The sequence below is a fragment of the Breoghania corrubedonensis genome (assembly GCF_003053845.1).
Classification (GTDB): domain Bacteria; phylum Pseudomonadota; class Alphaproteobacteria; order Rhizobiales; family Stappiaceae; genus Breoghania; species Breoghania corrubedonensis.
This window is the reverse complement of sequence record NZ_QAYG01000005.1, coordinates 296,857-308,871: the sequence shown is the minus strand read 5'-3', so window position 1 is coordinate 308,871 and position 12,015 is coordinate 296,857. Positions and strand designations below refer to the sequence as shown.

Genomic DNA, 12,015 nt, shown 5'->3' with positions numbered 1-12,015 from the left:
GTGGGCGCGGCCGATCTGAAGCTCCGGCCGGCAACGCGCGACAAGGTCAGTATCTTGTGTCTCTTTATCGCAAGGAATGTCGCAAGGACTGGTTTCGGCGGAACCTCCGATGCCTTGCTTTCAAAGTTGGAAGCGAGTGACGGCGGTGGCGGCTTCGCGGTTGGAATACGTAGAAAAATCAGGACTGTACGGTCCTTCGTCCACGAAAAGAGCCTGATACGGAAGAGCTCGTTATATGAAATTTCTGCTCAAGTTCTTCGGTTACATCTTCGGGATCGGAGCTGTCTGTTTCCTGGTCGTGGCCGCCGGGGGCGCCTGGTATCTGTCCACGATCACGGGCGATCTGCCCGACTATACGACGCTGAAGAACTATGAACCGCCCGTAATGACCCGTGTGCACGCCGCCGACGGCAGTCTGATCGCCGAATATGCGGAACAAAGACGTATGTTCCTGCCGATCCAGGGTATTCCGGATCTGGTGAAGAACGCGTTCATCTCGGCGGAAGACAAGAATTTCTACCATCATCCCGGTATCGACATTACCGGTGTGGCGCGCGCGGTTGTCATCAATCTGCGCAATATGCTGTCAGGCGCGGATCGGCGACCTGTAGGCGCATCGACGATCACGCAGCAGGTGGCGAAGAATTTTCTGCTGACGAATGAGGTTTCCTACGAGCGCAAGATCAAGGAAGCCATTCTGGCGCTCCGGATCGAAGATGCCTATTCCAAGGACAAGATCCTGGAGCTGTACCTGAACGAGATCTATCTCGGCATGGGAGCCTATGGCGTTGCAGGGGCGTCACTTCTCTATTTCGACAAGTCGGTTCACGAACTTACGGTCGCGGAGGCTGCCTATCTGGCTGCGTTGCCGAAAGGGCCGAACAACTACAATCCCTTCCGACATCCCAAAGCGGCGATAGCCCGGCGGAACTGGGTCATCGACCGGATGGTCGAGAACGGCTACGTCACCCCCGAAGACGGCGAGAAGGCCAAGGCCGAGCCGCTCGAGGTCACGCCGCGCCAAACCGGCGCGCAGCTCTTTGCCTCCGAATATTTCGCCGAGGAAGTGCGCCGCGAAGTGAAGGACATGTACGGCAACGATCGCCTTTACAACGGTGGTCTTTCCGTGCGCTCCACGCTTGATCCGAAAATGCAGGCAGAAGCCCGCAAGGCGCTGATGGACGGTCTGATCAAGTTCGACAAGGAGCATGGCACGTGGCGTGGCCCGGTCGATCATGTCGACCTGAATGGGGGCGAATGGGGCGGGCTTGTCGGCAAGGTCGAGGGGCTGAAGGACGTTCCGGAGTGGAAGCTCGCGGTGGTGCTGGACGTCAATGCCGGGCAGGCAAGCATCGGTATCCAGCCGAACGAGCTTGCGTCCGGCAAACTCTCCACCGACCGTGAGCGCGGACACATCGATTTCGACGAGATCAAGTGGATCCGCCGCGTCAAGGACGGTACGCGTTCCATCAAGGGTGCGGATGACGTGCTTAAGGTCGGCGACGTGGTTTATGTGGAACAGATCCCGGATCCTGCCGGCGGCAATAGCACGGCCTGGAAGTTGTGTCAGGTGCCCGAAGTCTCGGGCGCGATCGTGGCCATGGACCCCTTCACCGGGCGTGTCCAGGCGATGGTGGGCGGATTCAGCTACGACCAGAGCGAATTCAATCGCGCCACGCAGGCCTATCGCCAGCCGGGTTCCTCGTTCAAGCCGTTCGTCTATTCGGCCGCGCTCGACAATGGCTACACGCCGTCGAGCGTCGTTATGGATGCGCCGATCTCCGTCGAGCAGGCCGGCGGAGAGGTCTGGCAGCCGCAGAACTACGGCAAAAAGTACTATGGTCCTTCCACGCTTCGCACGGGCATCGAGAAATCGCGTAACGTCATGACCGTGCGCCTCGCGCAGGATATGGGCATGCCGCTGGTTGCGGAATATGCCCGGCGGTTTGGTATTTACGACAATATGCTGCCGGTGCTCTCCATGGCGCTAGGTGCGGGCGAAACGACGGTGCTGCGCCTGACGACCGCCTATTCGATGATCGCCAATGGAGGGCGCAAGGTAACGCCGACGCTGATCGACCGTATCCAGGATCGTTATGGGCGCACGATCTACAAGCACGACGCGCGCGAATGCGAAGGCTGTGATGCCACCGATTGGCATGGTCAGGACGAGCCGAAGCTGATCGACAACAGCGAACAGGTGCTCGACCCGATGACCGCCTATCAGATCACGTCGATGATGGAAGGGGTGGTTCAGCGTGGCACGGCGACGAGCGTGCGTGCCGTCGGACGCCCGATCGCGGGCAAGACGGGAACGACCAACGATGAGCGCGATGCTTGGTTCATGGGTTTTTCGCCCAACCTTACTGTCGGCGTCTTTGTTGGCTACGACACCCCCCGGCCTATGGGGCACGGCATGACAGGCGGCCATGTCGCCGCACCGATCTTCACCGAATTCATGAAGCAGGCGCTCGCCGACAAGCCGCCGGTTGAGTTCCGCGTGCCGCCGGGCATCAAACTGATACCGATCGATAGCCGTACCGGGCTGCGCGCCACGGCGGGCTCTCCAGGGACGATTCTCGAGGCCTTCAAGCCGGGAACCGCGCCGCCGGACAACTACTCGATCATCGGCTATCAGGACGACTCGGGGCAGCCGAGCCAGGTGACGCCGGAGGCGGACCGGGCAATCATGACGGGGACCGGCGGTCTCTATTGAGGCCCCCGAAGCGGGCCGGTTTACACGAGGCGGCGGGCTCAGTATGGTCGCGCCGGATTCAGGAATGGGCCGACGTCTGGTCGGCCCTTTTCCTTGTCAAAAAACCAAATTTGCGAGGCATGTGCGATGCGTCCGGAAACGCAGACGATCGTTGATGAGATCGAGCAGGCACTCAGCCTGCTGAGGAGGCATCTTTGACTGGGATCGTGCGATCTCACGTCTGGATGAACTGAACGCGGCTGCGGAAAACCCCGAATTCTGGAACGACCCGACGAACGCGCGCAAGCAGATGCGCGAGCGGCAGTATCTGGAAGAGAACATCGGAGCTGTGCGCCGCATGGAGGCCGAGCTCTCCGATAATCTGGAGCTGATCGAGCTCGGCGAGATGGAGGATGACACCTCCGTGGTAACCGAGGCCGAATCCGCTCTCAGGGCGCTGAAGCTGGAAAGTGATCGCCGACAGGTGGAAACGCTTCTGTCCGGCGAAGCCGACGGAAACGACACCTACATCGAAATCCACGCTGGCGCGGGCGGTACGGAGAGCCAGGACTGGGCCAACATGCTGCTCAGGATGTATATCCGCTGGGCTGAAAAGCATGGCTACAAGACCGATGTCCTGGAAGTTCACGCGGGTGAAGAGGCGGGCATCAAGTCCGCCACGGTTCAGATCAAGGGTCCCAATGCCTACGGCTGGGTCAAGACCGAATCTGGCGTTCACCGGCTTGTTCGGATTTCGCCGTACGACAGCCAGGCGCGCCGGCATACGAGCTTCGCGTCGGTCTGGGTGTTCCCGGTGATCGACGACTCGATCGACATCGAGATCAACGAAAGCGATTGCCGGATCGACACGTATCGCGCCTCGGGTGCGGGCGGTCAGCACGTGAACACGACCGACTCAGCCGTGCGCATCACGCACAATCCGACCGGTATCGTCGTGCAGTGTCAGGCCGAGCGCTCCCAGCACAAGAACCGGGCCACGGCCTGGTCTATGCTGAAGGCCCGTCTTTACGAGCGTGAACTGCAGATCCGTGAAGAAAAGGCCAATGCCGACGCGGCCTCAAAGACCGACATTGGCTGGGGCCACCAGATCCGTTCCTACGTCCTGCAGCCGTATCAGATGGTCAAGGATCTCAGGACGGGCGTTGAGAAGACCTCGCCGGGAGACGTTCTCGATGGCGACCTCGATGATTTCATGGAGGCAGCCCTCGCACATCGGGTCGGCGGCGAAACGGCTGAAGTCACCGATATCGATTGAGAGGCCTTACGGGGTTAAGGCCGCTATCGCGCATTGTGCCGCGCGCTCCCCGTGAGTGCGCGGCTTTTCTTTACAGTAGCAGCCTAGGAATGCGGGGGATGTGCCGGTACGCCGGCGCCGCCTGTCGCGCACCTTTGAACCCGGTTGATATGTGGTTGCCCACGCCCGATCCTTTCCGATCCCGGTTCGCTTCGCATGTGCGTGCCACGACGTGGCTGTGTGGCACTTGGAAAACGGCACGAGGCTGCCTGCGCGCTCGGGAGAGCGGGGATGCGGATCGTCTGCTTAAGTCATTACCGTATCCGGCGGCGTTGATGTGTTGATTGTTGAAGACAATGAAAGACTTTTATTTCCCGTCTCAACGCTCCATTAAGCCTGCTGGTCGATGATCGACGACATTGAGTACCTGCGTAGAGTGTCCGCGTTTCCCATGTATACCCGACAGCGAAAGAAATCCTTCCTTCGTCGGCTCATCCTTCCCGGGGTGCTGGCGGCACTTTTGCTCTATTTCGCGCTGCATGCGTTGTCCGGCGATTACGGGCTTATCGCTCGTGGCCGGCTGGAGACCGATGCGCACGCCCTGGAGACGAAGCTCGCCGCATTGAAGGCGAAACGCGAAAAGCTGGAACGCCGCGTCGTGCTGTTGCGGCCGGAAAGTCTGGACCCGGACATGATCGACGAGCGCGCCCGCGACAGTCTCAACCTGGCTCATCCGGATGAGATCGTCATTTTGCGCAATGACCGTGACGGGACGAAATAAACCGAAATTTGGTTTATCATGGTCAATCAACCGAATTCTGATTAATTATGTAATTTACACGCTAGTCCAATTAGTTAAGCTACTTTCAAAGAGGTGTTTTGCGTTCTTGGATTGACACTCTCCCTCAAGTAACTTCCGCTACACGTTCTAGGGAAACGTCACCGAGACGAGGGCCAATGGCTACCAAACCCAAAACCGCTGCCTCCAGCAGCCAGGGGGGTACGCGCTCGCGTTCCCGCCAATCGACAGGCCGGACCGCGACAAAGACGCCGGTTATTGCGGAATTCTCCAAAGAAGAAGAGCTTGTCGCTTATCACGACATGTTGCTCATCCGTCGCTTCGAGGAAAAGGCCGGCCAGCTCTATGGCATGGGCCTCATCGGCGGCTTCTGCCACCTCTATATCGGCCAGGAGGCCGTGGTGGTGGGCATGCAGATGGCGCTGAAGCCGGGTGACCAGGTCATCACCGGTTATCGCGATCATGGCCACATGCTGGCCACCGGCATGGAAGCCAAGGGCGTCATGGCCGAGCTGACCGGCCGCCGTGGAGGTTACTCCAAGGGCAAGGGCGGCTCGATGCACATGTTCTCCAAGGAGAAGGCCTTCTATGGCGGTCACGGCATCGTCGGCGCGCAGGTGTCACTCGGCACCGGCCTTGCGTTCGTCAACCGCTACCGCGAGACCGACAACGTGACGCTCGCCTATTTCGGCGACGGCGCGTCCAACCAGGGACAGGTCTACGAGAGCTTCAACATGGCGAAGCTGTGGAAGTTGCCGGTCATCTACATCATCGAGAACAACAAGTACGGCATGGGCACGAGCGTCGAACGCGCGTCCTCCAATGTCGACCTGTCCGAACGCGGCGCCTCCTTCGACATTCCCGGAGAGCAGGTCGACGGTATGGACGTGCGGGCCGTCAAGGCTGCCGGCGACAAGGCCGTCGCTCACTGCCGGGCAGGCAAGGGACCCTACATTCTGGAGATGCTGACCTATCGCTATCGCGGTCACTCCATGTCGGATCCCGCCAAGTACCGCTCGAAGGAAGAGGTGCAGAAGATGCGCACCGAACACGATCCGATCGAGCAGGTGCGCAAGCGGCTTCTGGACAAGAAGTGGGCGAGCGAAGATGAGCTCAAGGGCGTCGACAAGGACGTGCGCGCTCTTGTCGGCGAAGCGGCCGAATTCGCCCAGACCGATCCCGAGCCCGATCCGTCGGAGCTCTGGACCGACATTCTGCGCTGAGGCGAAGGGATACACATCATGCCGACTGAGATTCTGATGCCGGCCCTCTCGCCGACGATGGAAGAGGGCAAGCTCGCCAAATGGCTCGTCAAGGAGGGGGACGCAGTTACCTCCGGCGACGTCATTGCCGAGATCGAGACCGACAAGGCGACCATGGAAGTGGAAGCCGTCGACGAGGGTACGGTAGCGAAGATCCTGGTATCCGAGGGAACCGAGGGCGTGAAGGTCAATACGCCGATTGCGGTCCTCGCGGGCGAGGGAGAGGACGTCTCCGCCGCCGCTGAGGCAGCATCCGAGGAGACTTCCGAGAAGCCGCAGGCGACACCTGAGCCGGGGACTGAGAAGGCGCCGTCCGAATCCGCGAACGCGCCCGTCGCCGCCGCGCCCAAGGGGCCGGAGCCCGCGAGCGATCCGGAAATCCCGGAAGGTACGGAGATGGTCACGACCACCGTGCGCGAGGCGCTGCGTGATGCCATGGCCGAGGAGATGCGGCTCGATGGCGACGTCTTCGTTATGGGCGAGGAAGTGGCCGAGTACCAGGGCGCCTACAAGATCACGCAAGGCCTGCTCGACGAGTTCGGTGCGAAGCGGGTGATCGACACGCCGATTACCGAGCACGGCTTTGCGGGGCTCGGCGTCGGTGCGGCGCTCGGCGGGCTGAAGCCCATTGTGGAGTTCATGACTTTCAACTTCGCCATGCAGGCGATCGACCAGATCATCAACTCCGCCGCCAAGACGCTCTACATGTCCGGCGGCCAGATGGGCTGCCCGATCGTGTTCCGTGGTCCGAACGGCGCCGCCGCGCGCGTCGCCGCCCAGCACAGCCAGGATTACTCCTCCTGGTACGCGCACGTGCCGGGACTGACGGTTGTCCAGCCCTGGTCGGCCGCCGACGCCAAGGGACTTCTGAAGTCGGCTATCCGCTCGCCGAACCCGGTCATCTTCCTTGAAAACGAGATCCTCTACGGCCAGTCCTTCGAGGTTCCCAAGATCGACGACTGGACCGTGCCGCTCGGCAAGGCCAAGGTCGTGAAGGCGGGCGCGGATGTCACCCTCGTCTCCTTCGGCATCGGCATGACCTATGCCATGAAGGCGGCGGAGGAACTGACGGAGATGGGGATCGATGCCGAGGTGATCGACCTCAGGACGGTTCGCCCGCTCGACATCGACACGGTTCTCGCCTCGGTGAAGAAGACCGGGCGCTGCGTGACGGTGGAAGAAGGCTGGCCGATCTGCTCGATTTCCTCCGAAATCGGTTTCCAGCTCATGGAAAAGGCCTTCGACTATCTCGATGCGCCGGTTGCCCGCGTGACGGGCAAGGACGTGCCGATGCCCTATGCGGCAAATCTGGAAAAGCTGGCTCTGCCCTCGGTCGCGGATGTGATCGATGCGGTCAAGGCCGTGACCTACACGGCTTGAGGAGGGACGCAAATGCCCATCGATATTCTGATGCCGGCGCTCTCTCCCACGATGGAAGAGGGCAAGCTCGCCAAGTGGCTCGTCAAGGAAGGCGATACGGTTTCGTCCGGTGATGTCATCGCCGAGATCGAGACCGACAAGGCGACCATGGAAGTGGAAGCCGTCGACGAAGGTACGGTCGGAAAGATCCTCGTGCCCGACGACACCGAAGGCGTGAAGGTCAACGCGCGTATCGCGATCCTGCTCGAAGAGGGCGAGGACGCGAGCGCGATCTCCGATGCGGGTTCCACAGGCAGCGCCAAGCCCGCACCGCAGGCGGAAAAGGCCGACGCGCCCAAGGCGGAAAAGACGGAAGCGGCATCGGCGGATGGTGCTGCCAAAACGTCGGCCCCGCCTGAAGGCGGCAAGGCAGGCCCGGTGCCGCGTTCAAATGGGGAGCGCGTCTTTGCATCGCCGCTTGCCCGTCGCATCGCTGCGCTCAACGATCTCGACATCACCGCCGTCAAGGGCTCCGGCCCGCGCGGCCGCATCGTTCAGCGCGATGTGGAAGCGGCGATGAAATCGGGTGCTGCGAAACCTGCAGCCGCCGAGGCGTCCCCCGCGAAGGCGGCACCTCAGGCCGCAGGCGCAACCATGGCGACACCGCCGTCCGACGATGCTGTCCTCAAGCTCTTCGAGGATGGCTCCTACGAACTCGTGCCGCATGACGGCATGCGCAAGACCATCGCGCGCCGACTGACCGAATCCAAGCAGACCGTTCCGCACTTCTACCTGACGGCGGACTGCAACATCGATGCGCTGCTGGCCCTTCGCGCCCAGCTCAATTCGAGCGCACCGAAGGACAAGGACGGCAACCCGGCCTACAAGCTGTCGGTCAACGACATGATCATCAAGGCGCAGGCGCTCGCGCTGAAGGCGGTGCCGGAGGCCAATGCCTCGTGGACCGAAGCCAACATGGTCATTCACAAGCACGCCGACGTCGGCGTCGCGGTCTCCATTCCGGGCGGTCTGATCACGCCGATCATCCGCCGCGCGGAGGAAAAGACGCTGTCCACCATCTCCAACGAGATGAAGGGTCTGGCCAAGCGGGCCAAGGACCGCAAGCTGCAGCCGTCCGAATACCAGGGCGGTTCCACGGCGGTCTCCAACCTCGGCATGTTCGGGGTGCGTGACTTCTACGCTGTGATCAACCCACCGCACGCCACGATCCTGGCGGTCGGCGCGGGCGAGAAGCGGGCCATCGTCAAGGACGATGCGGTCGCCATCGCCACGATGATGACAGTGACGCTGGCCACCGACCACCGCGCGGTAGACGGCGCCCTCGGCGCTCAGCTCCTCAAGGCATTCAAGGGTTTCATCGAAAGCCCGATGAGCATGCTGGTCTGAACGACCGGTACCGGCGTCCGCGCCGAAATGGTGCGGACGCTTTATTCTCGATGTCATCGCGGGCCTGGCATCGGCGGAGACCCGGGCCCCAGTGCCCGGGGTGCAAGATTGGGGCAGGGGCGCCGATCCCGTGGTTTCCGGGTCCCGGCCGGCAGGCCAGGGTCGCATGCGGAAGGAGGTCCCTTTCGGCGGCCTTTTGCATCACTGCGGACCGGTCGCAGATATCGAATTTTGCCATGCTGCCGGCACCCAGGCGGCGCAATGAGACAGAACAGACGGCGCGAGAGGCTATAGCCCGCGGCGCCTCGCGCAGGATCAGGGAAAGGGCACGGCATGGCCGATACCTCATACGACGTCATCGTCATCGGATCGGGGCCCGGCGGGTACGTCACCGCGATCCGCGCCGCGCAGCTCGGCTTCAAGACGGCCATCGTGGAGCCCAAGCACCTGGGTGGCATCTGCCTCAACTGGGGCTGCATTCCCACCAAGGCGCTGCTGCGCTCGGCCGAAGTTTACCACAACATGGAGAACGCCAAGGATTTCGGGCTCTCTGCGGACAAGATCGGCTTCGATATTTCCGCCGTGGTTAAGCGCTCGCGTGGGGTGTCGAACCAGCTGACGACCGGTGTCGGCTTCCTGATGAAGAAGAACAAGATCGACGTGATCTGGGGCCGGGCGGAACTGACCGCGCCGGGCAAGATCAAGGTCAAGGAGGCGGAGAATCCGCCCAAGGGCGCTCTCAAGGGTGGCGACTATTCCGCCACGCACATCATTGTGGCGACCGGTGCGCGTCCGCGCGTGATCCCCGGTATCGAGCCTGACAAGAACCTGATCTGGACCTATTTCGAGGCCATGGTTCCCGAGACGATGCCAAAGTCGCTGATTGTCATGGGGTCCGGGGCCATCGGCATCGAGTTCGCCTCCTTCTATCGCTTCATGGGCGCGGAAGTGACGGTCGTCGAGATGATGCCTCAGGTGCTGCCGGTGGAAGACGCGGAGATCGCGGCCCATGCCCGCAAGCGCTTCGAGAAGCAGGGCATCAAGATCCTCACGGATGCCAAGGTGTCCAAGGTCGTCAAGGGCAAGGACAGCGTCACGGCCACGGTGGAGACCAAGGACGGAAAGAAGCAGGAGATCACGGCAGAGCGCATGATTTCCGCGGTCGGCGTTGTTGGCAACATCGAGAATCTCGGGCTTGAGACGCTGGGCGTCAAGACGGACCGCGGCTGCGTGGTGATTGACGAGTTCGGCCGCACCAATGTACCCGGCATCTACGCGATCGGCGACGTTGCCGGCCCGCCGATGCTTGCCCACAAGGCGGAGCACGAGGGCGTTATCTGCGTGGAGAAGATCAAGGGCCTGGATGTCCATCCGATGGACAAGCGGAAGATCCCGGGCTGCACCTACTGCCAGCCGCAGATCGCCTCTGTCGGTCTGAGCGAAGCCAAGGCCAAGGAGGCCGGCTACGAGGTCAAGGTCGGCCGCTTCCCCTTCATTGCCAATGGCAAGGCGATCGCGCTCGGCGAGCCGGAAGGGCTGGTCAAGACCGTCTTCGACGCCAAGACCGGTCAGTTGCTGGGGGCCCACATGGTGGGCGCAGAGGTCACCGAACTCATTCAGGGCTTCGTCGTCGCAATGAACCTGGAGACGACCGAGGAGGAACTGATGCACTCGGTCTTCCCGCACCCCACGCTTTCGGAGATGATGCACGAGAGTGTGCTCGATGCCTACGGCAAGGCGCTGAACTACTAGGGCGCCGGGGCAGGCGGTCTCGAAGAGCCGAGCCCGCCAATATGCTCGACGGGTGAAGGGATGACACGAGGGAGATCATGCATATGTACGGTTTCGGCTGGTTTTTGACGATCGTCATCGGTGCGCTCGCCGGGTGGATTGCCGAAAAGATCATGAAGGCAAATCACGGCCTCCTCCTCAACATCGTGCTCGGCATTCTGGGGGCGGTGATTGCCAATGCTTTGCTCTTCCGCCTCATCGGCCACACCATGGCCGGCTTCATCGGCCAGCTCGCCGTGGCGGTTGGAGGTGCGTGCCTGTTGATCTTCCTGTTTCGGGCCATTCGTCGTTGAATGACCTGCGCAAAGGCGTAAAAGGCCTACCTAGAAACCCCAAGAAGCCGCCTGCTGCTCTTGACGGCAGGGCTCGTCCGCGAGACATGTTCGATCATGGTCACAGTCCTCGATACCGTTTCCGGCGCTGACGCGCAGCCCGCGCGCCCGCGCCATCCGGAGAAGCAGAAGAACGCGGATACGCCGATGAAGCGCAAGCCGGCGTGGATCCGCGTGAAGGCTCCGGGCTCGCCGGTTTACCGCGAGACGCAGGACGTCGTGCGTTCCAACAAGCTGGTGACGGTGTGCGAGGAGGCGGGCTGCCCCAATATCGGCGAATGCTGGTCCAAGAAGCACGCGAGCTTCATGATCCTCGGCGACACCTGCACGCGCGCCTGCGCCTTCTGTAATGTTCGCACAGGCATGCCCGGTCCGGTCGATCCAGACGAACCCAAGGGCATCGGCGAGGCCGTTGCGGCCATGGGGCTCGACCATGTGGTCATCACCTCGGTTGACCGCGACGATCTGGATGACGGCGGCGCCCGGCATTTCGCGGATGTCATCCACGCGATCCGCACGCGCGCTCCCGACACGACGGTCGAAGTGCTGACGCCCGATTTTCTCCGCAAGGACGGTGCGTTGGAGATCGTCGTCAAGGCCAGACCCGACGTCTTCAACCACAACCTGGAGACGGTGCCCTCGAACTATCTGAAGGTGCGGCCCGGCGCGCGGTACTTCCATTCGATCCGCCTGCTGCAGCGGGCCAAGGAACTCGATCCGACCATCTTCACCAAGTCCGGCATCATGGTCGGGCTTGGCGAGGAGAGGAACGAGGTTCTGCAGCTCATGGACGACCTGCGCTCAGCGGATGTGGATTTCCTGACCATCGGTCAGTATCTGCAGCCGACGCGCAAGCACCATCCGGTGGTCGACTATATCACGCCGGAGGACTTCAAGGCCTATGAGCAGATCGCCTACGCGAAGGGCTTCCTGAAGGTATCGGCAAGCCCGCTCACGCGCTCGTCGCACCATGCGGGCGAGGATTTCCGCGATCTGAAAGCGGCTAGGCTCGCGCGAGACGGGAATACGCCGCAAGGCTGAGTAAAGCCCGGCGGGATAATCCTGCCATCAGGGACTATGCGTTCTCGTCTGCTTGCCTTGACAAGTCACGGCGT

9 protein-coding genes are annotated in these 12,015 nt (G+C 61.8%); all 9 read left to right on the top strand.

The genetic code is table 11. The features are described from left to right. Nucleotides 1-235: 235 nt before the first annotated feature. Complete coding sequence (locus C8N35_RS15200; protein WP_107990540.1) at nt 236-2,716, top strand: penicillin-binding protein 1A; 2,481 nt, start codon at nt 236-238, stop codon at nt 2,714-2,716. Nucleotides 2,717-2,842: 126 nt separating this feature from the next. Then, nucleotides 2,843-3,971 (top strand): peptide chain release factor 2 gene (prfB, locus tag C8N35_RS15195; protein ID WP_107990539.1). Its coding sequence is split into 2 segments (ribosomal slippage): nt 2,843-2,911 and nt 2,913-3,971, totalling 1,128 coding nucleotides; the frame shifts between segments, so codons are not numbered across the junction. Between the two features lie 385 nt (nt 3,972-4,356). Beyond that, nucleotides 4,357-4,731, top strand: coding sequence for an FtsB family cell division protein (locus C8N35_RS15190; RefSeq protein WP_428977113.1), 375 nt, complete (start codon nt 4,357-4,359; stop codon nt 4,729-4,731). 176 nt (nt 4,732-4,907) lie between these two features. Beyond that, on the top strand, nt 4,908-5,972 hold the full coding sequence (gene pdhA / locus C8N35_RS15185) for a pyruvate dehydrogenase (acetyl-transferring) E1 component subunit alpha (protein ID WP_107990537.1): 1,065 nt from the start codon (nt 4,908-4,910) through the stop codon (nt 5,970-5,972). Nucleotides 5,973-5,990: 18 nt separating this feature from the next. After that, nucleotides 5,991-7,391, top strand: a complete 1,401-nt coding sequence (locus tag C8N35_RS15180; protein WP_107990536.1) for a pyruvate dehydrogenase complex E1 component subunit beta — start codon at nt 5,991-5,993, stop codon at nt 7,389-7,391. A gap of 12 nt (nt 7,392-7,403) precedes the next feature. Beyond that, nucleotides 7,404-8,777 carry a pyruvate dehydrogenase complex dihydrolipoamide acetyltransferase gene (locus C8N35_RS15175; RefSeq protein ID WP_107990535.1) on the top strand — a complete coding sequence of 458 codons (1,374 nt, stop codon included), beginning with the start codon at nt 7,404-7,406 and terminating at the stop codon, nt 8,775-8,777. 333 nt (nt 8,778-9,110) lie between these two features. Then, on the top strand, nt 9,111-10,529 hold the full coding sequence (gene lpdA, locus C8N35_RS15170) for a dihydrolipoyl dehydrogenase (RefSeq protein ID WP_107990534.1): 1,419 nt from the start codon (nt 9,111-9,113) through the stop codon (nt 10,527-10,529). Between the two features lie 77 nt (nt 10,530-10,606). After that, on the top strand, nt 10,607-10,861 hold the full coding sequence (locus C8N35_RS15165) for a GlsB/YeaQ/YmgE family stress response membrane protein (RefSeq protein ID WP_428977112.1): 255 nt from the start codon (nt 10,607-10,609) through the stop codon (nt 10,859-10,861). A 96-nt stretch (nt 10,862-10,957) separates the two neighbouring features. Then, complete coding sequence (lipA, locus tag C8N35_RS15160) at nt 10,958-11,941, top strand: lipoyl synthase (RefSeq protein ID WP_107990532.1); 984 nt, start codon at nt 10,958-10,960, stop codon at nt 11,939-11,941. The last annotated feature ends 74 nt before the right edge of the window (nt 11,942-12,015 follow it).

Excerpts from the sequence above, each read along its gene's own strand:
- C8N35_RS15200 (WP_107990540.1), top strand. The coding sequence starts at position 236 with ATGAAATTTCTGCTCAAGTTCTTCGGTTACATCTTCGGGATCGGAGCT.
- C8N35_RS15165 (WP_428977112.1), top strand. The coding sequence starts at position 10,607 with ATGCATATGTACGGTTTCGGCTGGTTTTTGACGATCGTCATCGGTGCG.
- C8N35_RS15190 (WP_428977113.1), top strand. The coding sequence starts at position 4,357 with ATGATCGACGACATTGAGTACCTGCGTAGAGTGTCCGCGTTTCCCATG.
- pdhA (WP_107990537.1), top strand. The coding sequence starts at position 4,908 with ATGGCTACCAAACCCAAAACCGCTGCCTCCAGCAGCCAGGGGGGTACG.
- lpdA (WP_107990534.1), top strand. The coding sequence starts at position 9,111 with ATGGCCGATACCTCATACGACGTCATCGTCATCGGATCGGGGCCCGGC.
- C8N35_RS15175 (WP_107990535.1), top strand. The coding sequence starts at position 7,404 with ATGCCCATCGATATTCTGATGCCGGCGCTCTCTCCCACGATGGAAGAG.
- lipA (WP_107990532.1), top strand. The coding sequence starts at position 10,958 with ATGGTCACAGTCCTCGATACCGTTTCCGGCGCTGACGCGCAGCCCGCG.
- C8N35_RS15180 (WP_107990536.1), top strand. The coding sequence starts at position 5,991 with ATGCCGACTGAGATTCTGATGCCGGCCCTCTCGCCGACGATGGAAGAG.